Origin of the sequence: Hamadaea sp., assembly GCF_013362815.1 — a bacterium.
Lineage (GTDB): Bacteria > Actinomycetota > Actinomycetes > Mycobacteriales > Micromonosporaceae > Hamadaea.
Genome location: NZ_JABFVK010000087.1, coordinates 48956 through 69474, shown reverse-complemented (window position 1 = coordinate 69474; position 20519 = coordinate 48956). Strand labels below are relative to the sequence as shown.

Sequence of the window (20519 nt, the reverse complement as noted above, 5' to 3'; positions counted from 1 at the left end):
CGGGCCGCGCCCCGAGCGCCGCGCCGCGCCCCCGAGCCGCGCGCCCGAGCCCGCCCGGGAGCTGCGAAGCGCCGCCCGGAAGCAGCGAAGCGTCACGCCGGAGGCGGTCCGAGAACGTCGGAAAGCGCCTGAGCGCACCACTCCAGCAAAGCCTGATCCCGCAAAGGTTCCCCGCCGATCCGCCGAGTGGTCGGCCGCGGAACACTCACCTGCGAAGTCGCCGCCTTGTAGACGGCGTCCGGGTGGTACCGCTTCAGTCGGAGCTGCTTGGAGTCCGGCAGTTCGAGCGGCGCGAACCGCAGGTGCTTGCCTTGCACGGACACCTCGGCGAGCCCGTACGCCCGGGCCAGCTGCCGGAAGCGGGCGACCGCGATGAGGTTGACCACCGGCGCCGGCGGCTCGCCGTATCGGTCGGAGAGCTCGTCGACCACCGCGTCGAGTTCCACGCCGGACCGGGCGTTGGCGATCTTCCGGTACATCTCCAGGCGCAGCCGCTCGACTTCGATGTAGTCCACCGGCAGGTGCGCGTCGACCGGGAGGTCCACCTTGACCTCGGTCGCCTCCTCGTCCTCCTCGCCGCCGACGTCGCCCTTGAACGCCTTGACCGCGTCGCCGACCATCCGGACGTAGAGGTCGAAGCCGACGCCTTCGATGTGGCCGGACTGTTCGCCGCCGAGCAGATTGCCCGCACCCCGGATCTCCAGGTCCTTCATCGCCACGTACATGCCCGCGCCGAGTTCGGTGTGCTGGGCGATGGTGGCCAGCCGCTCGTGAGCGTGCTCGGTCAGCGGCTTCTCCGGCGGATACAGGAAGTACGCGTACGCCCGCTCGCGGCCCCGCCCGACGCGACCCCGGATCTGGTGCAACTGAGCCAGACCGAGCAGGTCGGCCCGTTCGAGGATCAGGGTGTTGGCGTTGGGGATGTCGATGCCCGACTCGATGATCGTCGTGGCGACGAGGACGTCGTACTCCTTCTCCCAGAAGCCGATCATCACCTTTTCCAGGGCTTCCTCGCCCATCTGACCGTGCGCGGTGACGACGCGGGCCTCGGGGACGAGTTCCCGGATACGCCGGGCCGCCTTGTCGATCGACTCCACTCGGTTGTGCAGGTAGAAGACCTGACCGTCGCGCAGCAGCTCCCGGTGGATGGCGGCGGCGACCTGCTTGTCGTCGTACGCCCCCACATAGGTCAGGACGGGATGGCGCTCCTCCGGCGGGGTGGCGATGGTGGACATCTCCCGGATGCCCGTGATCGCCATTTCGAGCGTACGCGGAATCGGCGTGGCCGACATGGTCAGAACGTCCACATTGGTCCGTAGCGACTTCAGGTGTTCCTTGTGCTCCACCCCGAACCGCTGCTCCTCGTCCACCACTACCAGGCCGAGCTGCTTGAACCGGGTGGCCTGCTGCAGCAGCCGGTGGGTGCCGATGACGATGTCGGCGCTGCCCTCGGAGGCCATCTCGATGGTGCGCGCGGACTCCGAGGGAGTCTGGAACCGCGACAGCTGCCGGATCTGCACCGGGAACTGGGCCATCCGCTCGGAGAAGGTGTTGAAGTGCTGCTGCGCGAGCAGGGTCGTGGGGACGAGGATGGCGACCTGCTTACCGTCCTGCACCGCCTTGAACGCCGCGCGTACGGCGATCTCGGTCTTGCCGTAGCCGACGTCGCCGCAGATCAGCCGGTCCATCGGCACCGGCTTTTCCATGTCGCCCTTGACCTCTTCGATCGCGGCGAGCTGATCCGGCGTCTCGGTGTACGGGAAGGCGTCTTCGAGTTCGCGTTGCCACGGCGTGTCCAGCCCGAACGCGTGCCCCTTCGCACCCTGCCGCGCGGCGTACAACTGGATGAGCTGGGCCGCGATCTCCCGCACCGCCTTGCGCGCGCGGGCCTTGGCCTTCTGCCAGTCCGAGCCGCCCATCTTGTGCAGCGTGGGCTGCTCGCCGCCGACGTAGCGCGACAGCTGGTCGAGGGCGTCGGTCGGAACGAAGAGCCGGTCGCCCGGCTGGCCGCGCTTAGCCGGGGCGTATTCGATGACCAGGTATTCCCGTTCCGCCCCGTTGACCTGCCGCTGCACCAGCTCGACGTAGCGGCCGATGCCGTGCTGCTCGTGCACGACGTAGTCGCCCGCCCGCAACTCCAGCGGGTCGATCGTGTTGCGCCGCCGGGACGGCATCTTGCGCATGTCCTTCGTGGACGCTCCCCGGCCGCCCGAGATGTCGGTCCCGGTCACGATCGCCACCCGGGCCGTCTCGTCCACCAACCCGCTGGTCAGCGGCCCGGTGGTGATCAGCAACTCGCCCGCGCCCAGGGTCGCCACGTCCGACAGGTGCGCGCCGACGCCCGCGTCCCGCAGCACCTCGGCCGCCCGCTGCGCCGGTCCGTGGCCCTCGAAGACCAGCGCCACCCGCCAGCCGTCGCGCAGCCAGCCGTTGAGGTCGTCCAGCAGCCGGGCGGTGTCGCCGTGGTAGAGGGGCGCCGGCTGCCCGCCCAGCGTCAGCAACGACGTCGTGTCGTCGCTGACCGACACCGTCTCGGGCACGTCGAGCCAGGGCGTCTCGTCCTTGACCGGCTCGGCCGCGTCGAGGCCGAACGGCGCGATCGACCACCATGACTGTCCGCGGCTCAGTGCGGCTCCGCGTACCTCGGCCAACGTCTTGAAGGCCGCGGCGCCCACGTCGATCGGGGCCCGTCCGCCGGTCGCGGCCGCCGCCCAGCCGGCTTGCAAGAATTCCTCACTGGTACGCACAAGGTCATGCGCGCGCGTGCGAATCCGCTCGGGATCGCACAACAAGACGACCGTTTCGCCGGGCAGGCAGTCGACGAGCAGCTCCATGCTGTGCTCACCGGCCAAAGCCGGAGCCAGCGACTCCATCCCCTCGACCGGAATGCCCTCGGCCAGCTTCTCCAGGATCTCGGCCAGCTCGGGATGCTCGGCGAGCAGCGCTTCGGCGCGGGCGCGTACCTCGGGGGTCAGCAGAAGTTCCCGGCACGGCACCGCCACCAGCCGGTCCACCGACTCGATCGTGCGCTGGTCGGCCACGGCGAACGAGCGGATCTCCTCGACGTCGTCGCCCCAGAACTCCACCCGCAGCGGGTGCTCCTCGGTCGGCGGGAACACGTCGAGCAGACCACCCCGAACGGCGAACTCGCCTCGCTTGGTCACCAGGTCGACCCGGGCGTACGCGAGGTCGCTGAGCCGATGCGCGACCTCCTCGAGATCGGCGCTCGCGCCCGGGGTCAGCTCCACCGGCATGAGGTCGCCGAGCCCCTTGAGCTGCGGCTGGAGCAGGCTGCGTACGGGAGCAACGACGACGCGCAGCGGGCCGGCCAGCTCGGGATGGGCCAGCCGGCGCAGCACCGAGAGCCGGCGGCCGACCGTGTCCGACCGGGGCGACAGCCGCTCGTGCGGCAGGGTCTCCCAGCTCGGGTACGCCGCCACCTGGTCCGGCGGCAGGAACGACGACAGCGCCTCGGCCAGGTCGTCGGCTTCGCGGCTCGTCGCCGTCACGGCCAGCACCGACTTGGCCCGGGCGGCGGTGGCGGCCAGGAACGGACGCAACGCCGCCGGGGCGGTGACGTCGACGTCCTCGGCGCCTCGGGCCAGCTCACCGGCGCGGGTGAGAGCGGGGTCGGCGAGAGCCGCCTCCAGCAGACCGACCAGCCTCACGACATCTCCCCCTGAACTCGCCCACAGCAACGCCGACAAGCCCCCCATCGGAAAAGATGGGGGGTAAGCGCTTCGGTGACCAGCCTACATTCACGGTCCGACAGGTGGACCCGAGAGCGGCGTCACAGCGCCCCGACACCGGCCGGGCAGGTAACATGCGGGCCAGGACAGCGGCGTCCGTTTCTCAGGCGCGCGCTGCGGGGATCGGCAAGGCTCTCCTCGCGCCGGCGCGGCAGCACCCTGGAAGGAACCGCGGTGAGCGAAGCTCGAACCGACCCGGAGGACGCGGCGCTGCGCGCCGACATCCGCCGCCTCGGCACCCTGCTCGGCCAGACGCTGACTCGTCAAGAGGGCCAAGCCCTGCTGGACCTCGTCGAAGAGGTCCGCGCGCTGGTCCGTACCGAGCCCGAAGCGGCCGCCGCCAAGCTGGCCGCGCTCGACGTCGCGACGGGGACGAAACTCGCCCGCGCCTTCTCCACCTACTTCCACCTCGCCAACGTCACCGAGCAGGTGCACCGGGCCCGAGAGCTGCGACGCGAACGGGCCAAGCACGGCGGCTGGCTCGATCGCGCGGCCGCCCTGATCGCCCAGCGGAAGGTGCCCACCGCCGAGATCGCGGCTGCCGCCCGTCGCCTCGCTGTCCGCCCGGTCTTCACCGCGCACCCCACTGAGGCGGCCCGGCGCTCGATCCTGACCAAGCTGCGCAGCATCGCCGACCAGCTCGACAACGAAGCAGCCGAGGCCATGCTGTACGGCGGCGACGTGACCCTGAAGACCGACCGTCGTCTCGCCGAGCTGCTGGATCTGCTGTGGCAGACCGACGAGCTGCGGCTCGACCGGCCCGACCCGACCGACGAAGCGCGCAACGCCGTCTATTACCTGCGCGACCTGTACGCCGACGCCGCCCCCCAGGTGCTCGACGACCTCGCCGACACGCTGCGCGGACTGGGTGTCGAGAGCGCGCCGAACGGGCAGCCGCTCACCTTCGGGACCTGGATCGGCGGCGACCGGGACGGCAACCCGTTCGTGACTCCGGCGGTGACCCGGGACGTGCTGATCATCCAGCACGAGCACGGCATCCAGGCCACCGAGGAGGCGATGGACGAGCTGATCAACGAGATCAGCGTGTCCCGGCGACTGCGTACGGTGTCGCTGGATCTGTCGGCCAGCCTGGCGCAGGACCTCGACGCCCTGCCCGAGGTGGATGCCCGGTTCCGCCGGGTCAACGCCGAAGAGCCGTACCGCCTCAAGGCGCGAGCCATCAAGGCGAAGCTGGCCAACACTCGTCAGCGCCTGGCCAAGGGCACGCCGCACGTTCCCGGACGCGACTACCTCGGCTCGGCCGGGCTGATCGCCGACCTGGAGCTGCTCCGGGCCTCGTTGGCGCGCAACGCCGGGCAGCTGACCGCGACTGGGACGCTGGCCAGCATCATCCGCCGGGTGAGCGCCTTCGGCCTCCGGCTCGCCACGATGGACGTACGCGAACACGCCGAAGCGCACCACGCCGTGCTCGCCCAGCTCTACAGCAGTGTCGGCGAGGTCACCGATTACGCGGCGCTGACCCGGGCCGAGCGGACCGAGCTGCTGGCCCGGGAGCTGGCGAGCCGCCGCCCGCTGTCGCATGCCGACACCCCGCTCAGCGACCGGTCGCGCAAGACGTTCGACGTGTTCAGCACGATCCGGGACGCGCACGAGCGGTTCGGCCCGGAGGTCATCGAGTCCTACATCATTTCGATGACGCAAGGCGTCGACGACGTGCTCGCCGCAGCCGTCCTGGCGCGCGAGGCGGGCCTGATCGACCCGCACAGCGCCAAGGCCCGGATCGGGCTGGTGCCGCTGCTGGAGACACCGGCCGAGTTGTCCGCCGGCGGTCGGCTGCTCGACGAACTGCTGCGCCTGCCGGCGTACCGGGCGGTCGTGCGCGCTCGCGGCGACGTCCAGGAAGTGATGCTCGGCTACTCCGACTCCAACAAGGAAGCCGGGATCACGACCAGCCAGTGGGGCATCCACCGGGCCCAACGTGACCTGCGAGACGTGGCCGCGCGGCACGGCGTACGTCTGCGTCTGTTCCACGGCCGGGGTGGCACGGTCGGCCGGGGCGGCGGCCCGACCCACGAGGCGATCCTGGCCCAGCCGTACGGGACGCTCGACGGCGCGATCAAGGTGACCGAGCAGGGCGAAGTCATCTCGGACAAGTACACGCTGCCCGCGTTGGCCCGGGAGAACCTGGAGCTCACCGTGGCTGCCGTGTTGCAGGCGACGCTGCTGCACACCGCACCCCGGCAGCCGCAGGAAGATCTGGCCCGCTGGGACGCTGCGATGGACGCCGTCTCCGACGCCGCCTTCCGCGCGTACCGAGATCTCGTCGAGGACCCGCTGCTGCCCGAGTACTTCTGGGCGGCCACCCCGACCGAGCTGCTGGGCGCGCTCAACATCGGTTCGCGCCCGGCCAAGCGGCCGGACTCCGGCGCCGGACTCGGCGGCCTGCGCGCGATTCCGTGGGTGTTCGGCTGGACCCAGTCCCGCCAGATCGTCCCCGGTTGGTACGGCGTCGGCACCGGCCTGCGGGCGGCCCGCGAGGCGGGGCTGTTCGACACGCTGACGGACGCCCACGCCCGCTGGCACTTCTTCCGCACGTTCCTCTCCAATGTGGAGATGATGCTGACCAAGACCGATCTCACGATCGCGCGCAGCTATGTCGCCGCCCTGGTGCCGGAGCGGCTGCAGCCGATCTTCAGCAAGATCGAGGTCGAGTACGCGCGAACGGTCGAGGAAGTACTGGCCATCACCGGGGAGTCACACGTCCTGGAGGCGCAGCCGGTGCTGGCCCGGACGCTGGCTGTCCGGGACACCTATCTGGAGCCGTTGCACCACCTCCAGGTGGCGTTGCTGCGGCAATACCGCGGTACCGGAGGCAAGTCGTCCGGCACGCCGGGGCGTATGCCGAGCACCGACCCGACGTTGGAACGGGCACTGCTCACGACGGTCAACGGCATCGCCGCCGGTCTCCGCAACACCGGCTAGCCCCGTCGCAGTGCCACGGCCGAGCTGGCACACTAGTCATCTCGACGAGAGCCGGGAACGGCGGTCGAGACGCCAGGAGTGCAGTCAGCGCGACAGGAGGCGAAGTGGACCGGTTCGAGTGGGCCCTGTCCGACCAGGACCTGGCCGACGCACCCGCCCACACGCCCGAGCCGGTCGAGCTCGCCGACCTGCAGATGCTGCTCGCCGGGGCGTACGCACCGCTGGACGGGTTCATGAGCCGGTCCGACTGTGCCGCGGTGGAGCAGCACGGCCGGTTGCCGGACGACGGCGTGTGGCCGCCGATCACCCTCGTCGTCCCGGACGCGGCGGTACGCCCCGAGGCGAAGGCGGTCGTGCTGACCGACCCGGAAGGGGCCCCGGTCGGCGCACTGCACATCGCCGAACGCTGGCCCGCCCGCAAGCCGGGGCACAGCCACCTGGCCGGGGCGGTACGCGCGTACGGCGACGGCGGGTTGCCGTTCCACCGCTATCGGCTGTCCGCCGCCGAGGCCCGGCACCAACTGCAAGCCGGACGGGTCCTCGGCTTCTACGCCGATCGCCCGTTGCACCGCCCGCAGCTGGCTCAGCTGCTGCATACCGCCCGGCAGTTGAACGCGCAGATCGTGCTGCTCGTCCCGGTGGCCGAGCCGGGACCGGACGGGCTGGAGCAGCACGCGTTGCTGCGCTGCGTACTGGCGGCGGCGGACCGGCTGCCGGACCCGCTCGTCGTCGCGATTCCGCTGCATCGGCGGGGGGACCAATTCGCCGACGGCGCGCTGCGGGCCCGGGTCGCCGAAGCGTACGGGGTCACCCACCTGCTGTCCACCGCCGAGACCATCGCCGGCCGGGGGCCGCGCATCCTCGTCCCGCGCGCGCTCGCCTACGACACCCGGGACGGGCAGTGGCGCGATGCCAACGACGTGAATCCCCGTTTCGCCCGGCTACCGTTGACCACGGACGAGATCGCCCAGGTGCTCGACGACGGCGAGACCCTGCCCGAATGGCATACGCCGCCGGCCGTCGCCCGCGAGTTGTCCAAGGCCCGCCCGCCGCGCCGACAGCGGGGTCTCGTCCTGTTCTTCACCGGGCTGTCCGGCTCGGGGAAGTCCACGGTGGCGCACGGCGTCGCCGAAGTGCTCCGCGAAGAGGGCGAACGCACGATCACCATGCTCGACGGTGACATCGTCCGGCGGGAACTCAGCCGGGGGCTGGGCTTCGGCCGGGAAGACCGCGACCTGAACATCCGCCGGATCGGATTCGTCGCCGCCGAGGTCGCCCGGCATGGCGGAGTGGCCGTCGCCTGCCCGATCGCCCCGTACGCCGCCGCCCGAGCCGGCGCACGCGCGTTGGCCCGCACCGCCGGCGCGGACTTCATCCTGGTACACGTCGCGACGCCGCTCGACGTGTGCGAGAAGCGCGACCGCAAGGGGTTGTACGCCAAGGCCCGGGCCGGGCTGATCCGGGGCATGACCGGCATCGACGACCCGTACGAGGCGCCGACCGACGCCGAGCTGACCATCGACACCAGCCATGGCACCGTCGAGGACGCCGTCGACCTGGTGCTCGACTACCTCGTCAACGGTGGCTGGATCAGCCTCCCGGAGGCCTGACGAACGTCGGACTCGGCCGGTTCGAGTACTCGACCGGTGGTTCGACCCGGAACACGGGCAGCTTCCCCAGGTCCCGGTACGCGGCCAGCCCGTCCGCAGTGGCGTGCACCCGCGAGTCCCGGCCGGTCTGGTTGCTCGGCGTCTCGAAGTAGAGCAGCGCCTTGACCCGGGGGAACAAGTCGATCTGCCGTCCGACGCTCCGGAAGAAGTCGGCCGGATGCTGCTGGTTGAACGACGAGTACCAGAGTCCCCATTCGGCCACCATCAACGGCTTGGTCGGGAACTTTCTCGCCGCCCAGGTGTAGAAGCCGGGCCAGTCCGGATGCAGGCTCGACCGCCGGTTCATCATCTCGGCGAAGTCGCCGTAGCCGTAGCCGGGATCGCTGTAGGCGTACGCGTCCCAGGCCACCCAGTCGACGACGTCGTCACCCGGGTAGAGATCCGGGAACCAGGACTTCGTGTTCCACGGCACGTACGCCATGTAGCAGACGACGGAGATCAGGTTCGTGACGCCCTCGGCTCGCAGCCGCTGCACGACGTATCGGAAGGCGGCGGCGAAGTCGCGCGCGGTCATGCCGAGCAACGAGTTGGTGCGTACGTCGTCTTCGGGCTCGTGGTGCATGGTGAAGAAGAACGGCTCGGTGAACGTCGCCTTGAGGTGCGCGGCCAGCCGGTCCAGGTAGTCGTCGGCCCACGGGTCACCGTTCGCGATCTCCCGCCAGGTCGCGTTCATCGGTTTCCAGTTCACCATCAAGATCCGCGGGTTCTGCGGGTCCCGGGCCAGGCTGATCTCCTCGCCCGTGGGGAAGATCTGGTCGCCCCGGTGGTACGCGTGATACACCGCCTGCGGCCGTTGGGTGAGGCTCTCGAAGTTCCGCAACGCGGTGGCCCGGTTGACCGAGGTATGCGCACCGGGCGCCACTCCCCAAAGCACGCCGCAACTGGGTACGGCCAGATCGCCGAGGCGGCAGTCGGGTTCGGACGGAGTAGTGCCGCTCGGGCTCGGCGACGCCGACTGCGAGGCTGACGGGGACTGCGACATCGACGGAGACGCTGATGCAGACGCTGATGCAGAAGCCGACTGGGATGCGGACGCGGACGGCGAACCTGTCATAGACGCGGACGCCGACGGGGCCCCCGACGGGCTAGGCGAACTCGTAGCACTGTCCGACGGAGACGGTGCATCCGATGGCGACTCCGAAGGAGATTCCGATGGGCTGTCCGACGGACTGCCAGAAGGGCTGTCGGAGGGACTGGTCGCCGGAGCGGCGGAATCCGAGGGCGCACCCGGCGTCGGCGAGGGTGGCGGAGGCGGCGACGGTTCGTCGGTCGCACTCGCCGTCGCGTACGCACCGTCGTCAGTAGTGGGAAGCCAGTAAGGAGCGGCCTCTTCAGGCAGCCACCCCGGCAATTGCAGGTAGCGCAAAGCAGTGCTCGGCGGCGCGACGATCAACCGGCCGGGCAGGCGTTTGAGTGGGCTCGCCGACGGACGGGGGCCGTCGTTCCACTGGAGAGCCAGCGTGGGCGGCCGTTTCACCCGGCTTTCCTGGGCGTCGAACAGACCGATCGCGTCGCTCGTCGGGGCGGTCACCGCGAACGCGTACTCGCCGGAAGTGCGGATGACGCTCGTGACGTCGAAGTGGACCGCGGTCTCGAAGCCGGTCGGGAAGACCGAGCCGACCACGCGGCCGAGCCGAGGCGCGGACCCGGCGGTGACGCTGGCCGCCTGCCAGTCCGACCACGGGACGACGCTGAGTTCGACGACGCCCGGGAGGCGGCCGCTGTGCCGGGCGAGCCAGAGCTCGGCGTGCACGGGCGGGGTCTTGGCGGGCAGATCGACGCGGAACTTCAGGTAGCTGACCGCCGCACCGCCGTCCCAGCCGCCGGCCGCGAGGAGATCGATGCTCTCGGGTTGCGCGGTGTCGTGCGAGGCAGGTGCGAAGTCGCGGACCGAGACGTCCTCCGAGACCGGCACGGTCCGGGGCCGGTCCGAGACCTGGCCGCCGACCAGGCCGATCGCGGCGGCCGCTGTCACCGCCGCTGCGGCCAGCAGCGCCACCCGCGCGGACTGCCTGCCGTGGCTGGAGCCGCCCATCGCGGTGCCTCCCTCCGCCAGTCGAGAGAAACGCACTGATTTGCTGCTCTTGATCCTATTAGCGACGCACAGGGGCTTAAAGGGGTAAACGTCCAGAAAAGTCGGCCGATCCCGGAAATCGTGCAGCGACACGCCCAGCAAATACGGACATACAGCCTGTTTTCCGGAGTTACGTCAGCCCTCCCGTGCCGTTTACCTCTCAGGGGCCTCCTCCTTCTTCCGCCCCGCCGACCCCGCACGCCCGTCATCCGCACGCGAAAGGCCCGCCCATGGACGCCGCTCATCCCGGGTCGATGGACCTCTCCGACTACCTCGGTCTGGTCCGTCGGCACTGGTGGGTCGTCCTGCTGCTGACCCTGGTCGGGGTGGCGGGGGCCGCCGCTGTGACCCGTACGCTCCCCCGCGAATACGTCTCGAGCACGTCCGTCCTGGTCCAGCCGTCGGGCGGGGACGCGAACGCGGCCGGTGGGCGTACCAAGGGCGAGATCAACCTCGACACCGAGGCGCAGTTGGTCCGCTCGACCCAGGTCGCAACCACTGCTGCGGAGCTTCTGCGGACGAAGGCGGACCCCCGGGAACTGTCGCGCGCGGTGTCGGTGGAAGTACCGCCGAACACGACGGTCCTGCAGATCAAGTACGCCGCGCGTACGCCGCAACTGGCGCAGGCCGGTTCGCACGCGTTCGCCGAGGCGTACCTGCGAAGCCGGGACGAGAACGCGCACGACGATCTCAACACCCAGATCAAGGCGCTCAACGCCAAGCTCAAGCAACTGTCCCTCCAGCTCGGTCAGGTGATCACCAAGCTGGGCAAGCTGCCCGGCGACGCCCCGAACCGGCCCACCCTGGACAGTCAGCGCGGGACCCTGCAGGCCCAGATCAACCAGCTGAACGGCAAGCTCAACGGGCTGTCCACGACGGCGGTGAGCGCGGGCCGGATCATCAGCGACGCGGGCCTGCCGAGCCGGCCCCGCAAGCCGGATCTGAAGATCAACCTGGCCGGGGGCGCCGTCCTCGGAGCGCTGCTCGGGCTGCTGGCCGCGGCCCTCCGCCACCGCCTCGACCGCCGCGTACGCCGGGCGGGTGACGTCTGGCGCCGGGCAGACGTCCCGGTGCTGGCCGAGGTGACCGGGCGGGCCAAGGCCCGGCTGGACGACGTCTTCCCCCCGTACGGCAGTGGCGGCCGGATCTTCAACCGGCTGCGGAACGAAGTCGTCGCCGCGATCGCCTCCGTCATCCCCGCCGCGGACGAGAACCTGGGCCGGGCCGTGGTCGTGACCGGCGCCAGCCGGGGGCCGTCGGCCACCCTCGTCGCGGCCAACCTCGCGACCGCGCTCGCCCGGACGGGCAGCGAAGTCGTGCTCGTCGGGGCACACCAGACCGATCTGCTCGTCGGCGTACCGCCGCTGGCGGGAATGGTCGGGGTGCAACCCACCCCCGGGTTGTCCGATGTCATCTGCGGCCGGGTCGCGCTGGCCACCGCGTTGCAGCGCGCTCCGCGTACGCCGCACCTGCGGGTGCTGGCCACCGGCGCGACCGCCAGCGCGGCCGGGCTGTTGCAGTCCCAAGCGCTCCGCGACATCGTCGCCCAACTGCGTACGCAGTGCGACTACCTGATCATCGAGGCCCCGTCGACCGAGGCGAGTGCGGACGCACAGAGTCTGGCCGGGGTGGCCGACGCCGCCATCGTCGCGATCGAGCTTCGGCGTACGCGGTATCCCCAGGTCACGGACGCCGCCGAGCAGCTGCGCCGGGTCGGCACTGTTTTGCTGGGCGCGGTCGTCGTGCCGCGGCTCAAGCCGACCGCTCCCGGTCCGGCACCCACTTTCGCTCCGTCGGCTGCGCAGGCCTCGTCGGCTGCTCTCGTCTCGTCGGGTGCTCTGGTCGAGGACACCCAGCACTTCCAGTGCCTCGACGACACCAAGCTGGCCGAGCTCGACGCGACCGCCGGGCAGGGCGCCGCGTGACCGCTCCCCCCGTCTCGCGCGAACGCTGGATCAGGGATCCAGGTCGAATCTTGGGTCAAGATTCGACCGAGATCCCTGATCCAGCGCACAAAGCAACAGCGCCGAAAGCGCCGGGGCCCTGGCCGCTGGTAGCGCTCCTGGCGTTCTACCCGGTCTGGTGGGCGCTCGGCCTCGGCGTACTGATCTTCCCGATTCTCGCGGTGCCGATGGTCGCTCAGCTCGTGAAGAAGCACCGCCGTGGCGAGCGGATCAAGCTGCCCCCGGGCTTCCCGCTCTGGCTGGTCTTCCTGGGCGCGGTCGTGATCGGCGTCGCCGTGCTCGGCTCCGATCCGGACGGCGTCGTCGTGGCAGGCGCGGCCGAACGGATCACCGGCGTGGCGTTCCGCCTAATCGAGTACGTCGCGCTCACGGTCCTGCTGATCTACGCCGGGAACCTGCCGACCGGCACGCTCTCGCAAGCCCGCCTGGTAAAGCTGCTGGCCTGGCTCTTCGTGGTCACGGTCGCGGGCGGCCTGCTGGGCACGTTCGCGGGCCACTTCGGCTTCACCTCGCCCGTCGAACTGCTACTCCCCCCGGGCGTGCGCGGCAAGGGCTTCATCAAGTCGCTCGTCCATCCCTACGCCGCGCAGATCATGGACATCGTCGGCGACCCGCAGCCGCGCCCGGCCGCGCCGTGGGGTTACACCAACACCTGGGGCAACAACTTCTGCCTGCTCGTCGTCTGGTTCGTGGTCGCGGTCCGCGCCACCCTCACCCGCCGGGTCAAGGTCGCGGCCTTCGCACTCCTGGTGGTCGCGGCCGTTCCGGTCGTCCACTCGCTCAATCGGGGGCTCTGGATCGGGCTCGGGGTCACTCTCGCCTACGTGGCGGTACGCCAGGCGCAGTCGGGCCGCCTGGGCATGCTTCTGGCCGGGGCGGGCGCAGCGGCAGCGTTGGCCGGCGTACTCGCGGTGACGCCCCTGGGGGACGTCGTCAACAAGCGCCTCGAGAACGGGAAGTCCAACGGCGTACGCCTGTATCTCACCGAGCGGGCGCTGGACGGATTCCACCAGTCGCCGCTGGTCGGGTTCGGTTCGACCCGCAACACGCTCGGCGGCCGGCAGTCCATCGCAGTCGGCGAGAGCGCCGGCTGTGAACGCTGCGGCAATTTCACCGTCGGCGGCAACGGCCAATTCTGGCAACTGCTGTTCGCGCACGGCGCGGTCGGCACCGTCGGCTATCTGGGCTTCTTCGGCTACGGCCTGTGGCGGTTCCGCCGCGACCGCACGCCGATCGGGATCGCGGGCCAGGCCGCGATCGTGGGGACCTTCGTCGCGATGTTCTGGTACAACTCGCTGGTCACCCCGCTCGCCTTCACCTTCCTGGCGTACGCGCTGCTCTGGCGCGCAAACCTCCCGAAGACGAACTCTGATCGGGGTGTCGCATGAGTCCGGTGACCACTGCTCCCGCCCAACTGACCGCCGCCGACGCACAACTACGCCATCAGTACCTCGCCGAAGTCCTCGATCTGCTCTATCCCGCGCCCTGTTCGCTCACCGGCGACGGGCCGGACCGGGTGGCGGAGTATCTCGTCGTTCCCCATGCGCGACGGCCGAAGCTGCTGATCCCGATGGGGTCCCGGCGGGTCGCCGCCGCCGCCGTACGCCGGTTCGCCGAGCCGCAGACCCGGCTCGCCAAGCTCAAACGGGACGCCGTCGTGGCGGCGTTGCGGACCGGGGCGTGGCCCGCACTCCTGCGTGATCGCGTACGCATCAACGCACCGTCGCCCGGGGCCGACTCCATCGACAGCTACCTGGAGCAGCACCTTCAGGCCCCGCTGAGCATCAGTATCCACATCGGACCGGCGAGGGCCAACCGGAAGCCGGTCCTGCAACTGCTCACGCCGACCGGGCGTACGTTCGGCTTCGCCAAGCTGGGCACGGGACCGCTGACGCGTCGGCTCGTCCGGGCCGAGACCGCGGCGTTGACCGCGTTGTCGCACATCGACCTCAAGGAAGTCGCCGTCCCCCGCGTCCTCCACACCGGACAGTGGCACGGCCATCAAGTGCTCGTGCAGTCCGCGCTGCCGATCTGGCGTCCTCGCGTACCACTGGCTCCGGAAAGACTGACCACGGCGATGCTGGAGGTGGCCCGGGCGGTGGGCACCACCCGGGGCTGGCTGGCCACCAGCCCGTACTGGGCCGACCTGCGCAACCGCCTCGTGCAGGTGGCCGACCACGCCGACGGCGCGCCGTTGCTGGACGCCGCGCGGACCTTGATCGACCGAAGCGGTGACGTGCCGCTGAGCTACGGCGCGTGGCACGGGGACTGGGCCCCCTGGAACATGGCTTGTGTTCGCGGCGGCACGGAAGCCGCCCCTGGCGGCACCGGCGAGACCGACCCTGATCTCCTGGTGTGGGACTGGGAAAGGTTCACGCCGGGCGTGCCGATGGGCTTCGACGCGCTTCATTACGAGCTGCAGCGCCGGATTCAGCAAGACGCGGACGCTCGGGGCTGTGTGGCGGACGTCGTCGCCCAGGCGTCCACATTGCTCGATCCGTTCGACGTGGTCCCCGACGGGCGCGAAGTCACCGCCCTGCTCTACCTCGTGGACCTCGCCGCCCGCTATCTGGCCGACCGCCAGGCCGAGGCGGGTGCGCGCCTCGGTGTCCTCGGCACCTGGCTGCTGCCCGTGCTCATCGACCGCGTCCGGAGGCTGACGTGAACTCCAGTACCGTCCCCGAACCCGTCAAGCGGATCATCCACGCCGGATCGCGTTCGTTCGGCCGGCTCACCGCCGGTTCGCGCATGCTGCCCTCGTTCCTCATCTGCGGCGGGCAGCGCTGCGGAACCACCTCGCTCTACCGGGCGCTCTCGCAGCATCCCCTGGTGCTCAAGGCGGTGCTGCACAAGGGCGTGCACTACTTCGACACCAACTACCACCGCGGGCCGGACTGGTATCGCGCCCACTTCCCGCTGCGCCGGGCCGCCGAGAAGCTACTCGAAGAGCACGGCTATCCGGGGCAGACCTTCGAGTCCAGCCCTTACTACCTCTACCACCCGCATGCGGCCGCCCGGATCGCCCGCGACCTGCCCGGCGTACGCGCGATCGTGCTCGTGCGGGATCCGGTCGAGCGGGCGTACTCGCAGCACGCCCACGAAGTCGCCCGGGGCTTCGAGCTGGAAGCCGACTTCGCCCGCGCGCTCGCCCTGGAACCGAGCCGGCTGCGGGGTCAGCAGGCCCGGCTGACCGCCGACCCGTTCGCGTACTCGTTCGCCCACCAGCACCACGCGTACCGGGCCCGGGGCGAATACGCCATCGCGCTGGAGCAGATGGCGCATCAGCTCGGCCGGGACAACATCCTCGTCCAGGAGGCGGAGGAGTTCTTCACCGACCCGAAGACCGTCTACGAGCGGGTGCAGGACTTCCTCGGCCTGCCGCACCTCGGCTTCCCCGAGTTCGAACAGCACAACGCCCGGCCCCGGGAGACCGAGCTGCCCGACGAGATCCGCGCGGAGCTCCGCGTGCACTTCGCTCCGCACGATGCGGCCTTGACCGCCTGGCTTGGGCGTACGCCTGCCTGGCGACAATGACCACGGAGAACCCGACACGTATCCAGCCGCCGCCGCATCGGGAAGTCGTCTCCCGCGGCGACGCGCTGGCCTCCACCGCGCGCGGCGGCGTCGCGAACCTGCTGGGCGCGGGCCTGGCCGGAGTCGCGGGCCTCGGAGTGACCTGGCTGGTCGCGCGCGGGCTCGGAGCCGAGCAGGCGGGTTCGTTCTTCGCCGCCACCGCCGCGTTCACCCTGGTGGGCGGCGTGGCGCGACTGGGCACCGTGACCGGGCTGGTGTACTGGCCGGCCCGGCTGCGCGCACTGTCCACACCGGAACTGATCGGCGCGTGCCTCCGGGTCTCGCTGCCGCCCGTGTTCCTCGCCGGGCTGGCACTCACCCTGGTCACCTACTGGCTCGCGCCGATCGTGACCCCCGAGTACGCCGATCCCCTACGCGCGCTGGCGTTCTTCCTGCCGCTCGCCGCGCTCGCCGACGCTTTGCTGGCCGCGACCCGCGGCTATCGGCAGATGCGCCCGACCGTACTGCTCGAGAAGATCACCCGGCCGGCGCTGCAACTGATCCTGCTGGCCGCGGTGTTCCTGGTCGGCGCGCCGGTCGCGGTGTGGGCCGTCGCCTGGGCCGCGCCGTTCCTGCCGGTCTGCGTCGCCGCCGGCTACCTCCTCTGGCGCGCTTTCCGCGCTGGATCAGGGTTCCGGGTCGAATCTTGGCGCAAGATTCGACCGAGATCCGTGATCCAGCGCTCGGAAGACGCCGGGATGGGGTGGCGGTTCTGGCGGTTCACCGCGCCCCGGGCCCTCGCGAACGTCGCCCAGACCGCTCTCCAACGCATCGATGTGCTGCTGGTCGCCGCGCTCGCCGGGCTCGCTCCGGCGGCGGCGTACTCGGTCGCGGGGCGGTTCGTCGTCGTCGGCCAGCTCGCCAACGGCGCGATCTCGCAGGCGGTGCAGCCGCGGCTCGCGGAGGCGCTCGCGGTCGGGGACCTGCCCACCGCCCGGCGGCTGTACCAGACGGCGACCGGCTGGCTCATCCTCACGAGCTGGCCCTTGCACCTCACCGTCCTTCAGTACGCCGGTGACTACCTGGGCCTGTTCGGCGCGCACTACCGGCAAGCCGTTCCGGTGGTACGCGTTCTCGCCCTCGCAATGCTGCTGGCCACCGGCTGCGGCATGGTCGACATGGTGCTCGCCATGGGCGGGCGCACCGTCTGGAACCTCGTCAACGTTCTCGCGGCCCTGACCGCGATGGTCGCCGCGGATCTCCTCCTCATCCCGGCGCTCGGCATCGCTGGGGCCGCCATCGGGCTGGCCTGCGCGGTCGCCGTGAACAACCTGCTGCCCCTCGCCCAGATCGTGGTCTCGATGCGGCTGCACCCCTTCGGCGGCGACACCCTCGCCGCCGCGCTGCTGACCGCCGTCAGCTTCGGCGCGGTGCCGGCCGCGCTGCACGCGTCCCCGCCTTGGCTGGCCATCGGAGCCGGGGCGGTCGCGTACCTGCTGGGGGTGGTGCTGCTGCGCCGCCGCCTGCCCCTGACCCCATTGAGCCGGCGGGTCTGACAACACTCGAGGAGAACCATGCGCACCGATTACACCCAGATCTTCCAGGACTCCGCGGCGGTGGAGAAATACGAGCACATCGTGTACGCCCCCGACAGCTACTGGTCGGCGATCAACCGGCGGCAGCGGGAGTACCTGCGGCGGCTGGCCCGGCGGGCGTTCCCCTATCGCCGTCCGGTGCAGCACGACTTCGCCTGCGGCACCGGCCGCGCCATCCGCATCCTGCACGGGCTGGTCCGGGGGGCGCACGGCTACGACACCAGCGCCGCCATGCTGGCCAAGGCGCAGGAGGTCGGCGCGTACGCCGTTATGCACCAGATCGACGAGACCGGCCCGGTGCCCACTCCGGTCCCGACCGACGCGCCCGCCCTCGTCACCGTCTTCCGGCTGCTCCTCAACGTCGACGAGGTGGTACGCGACCGGGCGATCGCCTTCGCCGCCCAGGCCCTGCCGCACTACGACGCCGGACTGCTCGTCGTGGAGAACCACGGCAACGCCCACTCTTTGCGGCACCTACGTCATCGCCGCCACGGCGCGAAGCCCTGGTTCGCCGAGCTCTCCCACGACGACGTCGCCACGATCCTCGACCGGCACGGGTTCACCGTCGTCGAGCAGCGCGGCTTCGCCCTGTTCACCCAGGGCTGGTACGGCCGCCGCTGGCTACGCCCGATCGCGCAGCTCGTGGACGATCTGGCCACCCGGGTCGGCCTCGCCGGCAAGTACGCCGTCAACGTGCTCTACATCGCCCGGCGTACCCGGCCGACGTTGGGCAGCCTGGCCAGCGGAGACCTGACGTCGACCACGTCCGAGTTGCCGACCGTTCCTTCGCACTCGGACTCGGCGGCCCCGGCCGACTCGGGCGCTTCAGCTCCCTCGGGCTCGGCGGAGCCGGCGGAACCTTCGTCGGCGGAGCCGGAGCGGCCGCGACGCGACCCGGACGCGGAGAGCTGGTGAGGCGCTTTCTAGCCACGGTGGCGGTCGGGCTACTGGCCTTGACTGCCTGCTCGCCGCCACCGCAGAAGCCCACGCCGACGCCGTCCCGATTGGACGACGTCCGGCCGAACGCCGGTCCCTTCACCGGGGGCGCGGTGACCCCGCCGATCACCGGTGCCTGGCTGGGCGCGTGGGTCCGGCCGCCTCAGCTCACCCAGGCCGGCCGGATCGCGGCGGTACGCCAGTACGAGGAGTCGCTCGGCAGCCGCCTGCGGATCGTCAACACATACCGGCGGATCGACGAGCCGTTCGACACCTTCAGCGACCGCCAGCTCGGCCGCAAGGGCAGCACGCTCATGCTCAGCTGGGCCACCGGCGACACCCGCTCGATCACCCTCGGGCACGCCGACCGGGTCCTGCGTACGCGGGCCGCCGAGCTCCGCCGCTTCGGCGATCCGGTGCTGCTTCGCGTCCGCTGGGAGATGGACCGGCCGAACCTGGCCGCCACGATGTGGAGCCCCGAGGACTACATCGCCGCCTGGCGGCACATTCGAGCGGTGTTCGCTGAAGAAGGCGTACGCAACGTCGCCTGGGTGTGGTGCCCGACCGCGGAAGGTTTCGCCGCCGGCCGGGCAGCCGCCTTCTACCCCGGCGACGACACGGTGGACTGGATCTGCGTCGACGCGTACGCCGGAAGCAAGTACGCGTCGCTGCGAGACCTCCTCGCCCCGTTCCTCCTCTGGGCCGCCCAACGCCCGAAGCCCATCGTCGTCGGGGAATTCGGCGTCGCCCGCAGTTGGGGTCCGCCGACGCGGGTTCGCTGGCTTTCCGACGCCGCTGCCTTCGTGCAGAGCTGGCCGCAGATCAAGGCGGTGGCCTACTTCGAATCCGATCCCGACGGCAACGGGGAGAACGGGCGATTCCGGCTGGTGAACGACGCTGCGGCGTTCGCCGCCTTCCGCTCCTCGTTCACCTCGCTCACCCCCCACTAGTTTGGCGCTGGATCAGGGTTCTGGGTCGAATCAAGGCGCAAGATTCGACCCAGAACCCTGATCCAACTGTGGCGGGTTATCCACAGGCGTTGTGATCTCACCATCCCGACTGCAACGGTCGGCTGATGCCGCGTCGACCACAGATTCCACCAGCACTCCGGGGACGGATCTTCCGGGGTGGCGACGCCGTACGCGAAGGTCTCGTCACTCGGACGCAGCTGTCCGGCAAGACCTGGCGGAGACTCTTTCGGGATGTGTATGTGGAAGCAACTGCGGAAGTGGATCACCTGACTAGATGCGCAGCCGCGGTTGAACACCTCTTGCCGGAGGGCATCCTTACCGGAGTCTCGGCCGCATTCGCGTACGGGATTCCGCTCAGTGCGACCGACCTCGTCGAGCTGTTACTGCCCGCGCCTCATGGCCCAGTCAAGGGCGTGCTCCTGCATCACGGGCCGACGCTTGCCGACGACGTACGCGACCTGGCCGGGCTGCGGATCGCATCGCCGACTCGCGCATGCTGGGATCTCGTTCGCCATCGCCCGTTGGCAGACGCCATCGTCTATCTGGATCAGTTCCTGGGCCGACGTCTCGTCACGGTGGCAGAACTGGAGAAGTACGCGTGGGAGCGGGCGGCCGAGGCGTACTGGCAGCGCTTTCTGCAGGCCACCCGGCTGGCCGATGGCGGCGCGGAGTCGCCCGGAGAATCTCGCGGCCGGCTTATGCTCGTCACGAACGGCGTTCCCCGCCCGGTCACCCAATTCGTGATCACCCATCGCGGAGCGTTCATCGCGCGCGTGGACATGGCCTGGCCGGATTATCGCGTCGCGCTCGAATACGACGGCTTCGAGTACCACAGTTCGCGGTCGGACCTCGCCCGCGACCGTGTTCGATTGAACCAGCAAGTCCTCGCCGGCTGGCTCGTCATTCACGTAACCGGGGATCGGCTACGCCGCGACCTTCCGGCTGTCGTAGCAGAAGTTCTCGCCGCGCTCCGGAAACGCGGGTGGCCCGAACGGCCGCACCTCTCCGACTCCTGACGTCTCCCAGATCAGCTGCGCTGGATCAGGGTTCTGGGTCGAATCAAGGCGCAAGATTCGACCCAGAACCCTGATCCAGCGCGAAAGC

General features: G+C 70.4%; 12 protein-coding genes. 10 read left to right on the top strand and 2 right to left on the bottom strand.

Going from position 1 to position 20519, the window contains the following annotated elements; translation table 11 throughout:
* Window positions 1-92: 92 nt before the first annotated feature.
* The gene (gene mfd, locus HOV77_RS30350) at window positions 93-3716 is read right to left on the bottom strand and encodes a transcription-repair coupling factor (protein WP_290868368.1); all 3624 of its coding nucleotides are present in this window, start codon (window positions 3714-3716) and stop codon (window positions 93-95) included.
* A gap of 207 nt (window positions 3717-3923) precedes the next feature.
* Here mfd and ppc point away from each other — a divergent pair, with 207 nt between their 5' ends.
* Window positions 3924-6692 carry a phosphoenolpyruvate carboxylase gene (gene ppc / locus HOV77_RS30345; protein WP_290868366.1) on the top strand — a complete coding sequence of 923 codons (2769 nt, stop codon included), beginning with the start codon at window positions 3924-3926 and terminating at the stop codon, window positions 6690-6692.
* 104 nt (window positions 6693-6796) lie between these two features.
* Window positions 6797-8302 carry an adenylyl-sulfate kinase gene (cysC, locus tag HOV77_RS30340; RefSeq protein ID WP_290868363.1) on the top strand — a complete coding sequence of 502 codons (1506 nt, stop codon included), beginning with the start codon at window positions 6797-6799 and terminating at the stop codon, window positions 8300-8302.
* On the opposite strand, the gene HOV77_RS30335 is transcribed toward cysC, so the two are convergent.
* On the bottom strand, window positions 8283-10433 hold the full coding sequence (locus HOV77_RS30335) for a hypothetical protein (RefSeq protein ID WP_290868360.1): 2151 nt from the start codon (window positions 10431-10433) through the stop codon (window positions 8283-8285). The two genes, cysC and HOV77_RS30335, sit on opposite strands and share 20 nt — an antisense overlap.
* Before the next feature lie 233 nt (window positions 10434-10666).
* Between HOV77_RS30335 and HOV77_RS30330 the strand changes: the two genes are divergently transcribed.
* The 8 genes from HOV77_RS30330 to HOV77_RS30295 all read left to right on the top strand — a co-directional run bounded on the left by HOV77_RS30330 (window position 10667) and on the right by HOV77_RS30295 (window position 20431).
* Complete coding sequence (locus HOV77_RS30330) at window positions 10667-12361, top strand: Wzz/FepE/Etk N-terminal domain-containing protein (RefSeq protein ID WP_290868357.1); 1695 nt, start codon at window positions 10667-10669, stop codon at window positions 12359-12361.
* A gap of 50 nt (window positions 12362-12411) precedes the next feature.
* The gene (locus tag HOV77_RS30325) at window positions 12412-13788 is read left to right on the top strand and encodes a hypothetical protein (RefSeq protein WP_290868355.1); all 1377 of its coding nucleotides are present in this window, start codon (window positions 12412-12414) and stop codon (window positions 13786-13788) included.
* Window positions 13785-15065 carry a hypothetical protein gene (locus HOV77_RS30320; RefSeq protein WP_290868352.1) on the top strand — a complete coding sequence of 427 codons (1281 nt, stop codon included), beginning with the start codon at window positions 13785-13787 and terminating at the stop codon, window positions 15063-15065. The genes HOV77_RS30325 and HOV77_RS30320 overlap by 4 nt, the downstream gene beginning before the upstream one ends.
* On the top strand, window positions 15062-15934 hold the full coding sequence (locus HOV77_RS30315; protein WP_290868349.1) for a sulfotransferase domain-containing protein: 873 nt from the start codon (window positions 15062-15064) through the stop codon (window positions 15932-15934). Before HOV77_RS30320 ends, HOV77_RS30315 begins: the two co-directional genes overlap by 4 nt.
* Window positions 15931-17469, top strand: coding sequence for a polysaccharide biosynthesis C-terminal domain-containing protein (locus tag HOV77_RS30310; RefSeq protein WP_290868346.1), 1539 nt, complete (start codon window positions 15931-15933; stop codon window positions 17467-17469). Before HOV77_RS30315 ends, HOV77_RS30310 begins: the two co-directional genes overlap by 4 nt.
* Before the next feature lie 18 nt (window positions 17470-17487).
* The gene (locus tag HOV77_RS30305) at window positions 17488-18423 is read left to right on the top strand and encodes a methyltransferase domain-containing protein (protein WP_290868343.1); all 936 of its coding nucleotides are present in this window, start codon (window positions 17488-17490) and stop codon (window positions 18421-18423) included.
* Window positions 18420-19394 carry a glycosyl hydrolase gene (locus HOV77_RS30300; RefSeq protein ID WP_290868340.1) on the top strand — a complete coding sequence of 325 codons (975 nt, stop codon included), beginning with the start codon at window positions 18420-18422 and terminating at the stop codon, window positions 19392-19394. Before HOV77_RS30305 ends, HOV77_RS30300 begins: the two co-directional genes overlap by 4 nt.
* 320 nt (window positions 19395-19714) lie before the next feature.
* Window positions 19715-20431, top strand: a complete 717-nt coding sequence (locus HOV77_RS30295) for a hypothetical protein (protein ID WP_290868337.1) — start codon at window positions 19715-19717, stop codon at window positions 20429-20431.
* The last annotated feature ends 88 nt before the right edge of the window (window positions 20432-20519 follow it).

What these genes read in the sequence shown, in the direction of transcription:
- HOV77_RS30305 (WP_290868343.1), top strand. Translation starts at nt 17,488, where the DNA reads ATGCGCACCGATTACACCCAGATCTTCCAGGACTCCGCGGCGGTGGAG.
- HOV77_RS30320 (WP_290868352.1), top strand. Translation starts at nt 13,785, where the DNA reads ATGAGTCCGGTGACCACTGCTCCCGCCCAACTGACCGCCGCCGACGCA.
- mfd (WP_290868368.1), bottom strand. Translation starts at nt 3,716, where the DNA reads ATGGGGGGCTTGTCGGCGTTGCTGTGGGCGAGTTCAGGGGGAGATGTC.
- HOV77_RS30330 (WP_290868357.1), top strand. Translation starts at nt 10,667, where the DNA reads ATGGACGCCGCTCATCCCGGGTCGATGGACCTCTCCGACTACCTCGGT.
- HOV77_RS30310 (WP_290868346.1), top strand. Translation starts at nt 15,931, where the DNA reads ATGACCACGGAGAACCCGACACGTATCCAGCCGCCGCCGCATCGGGAA.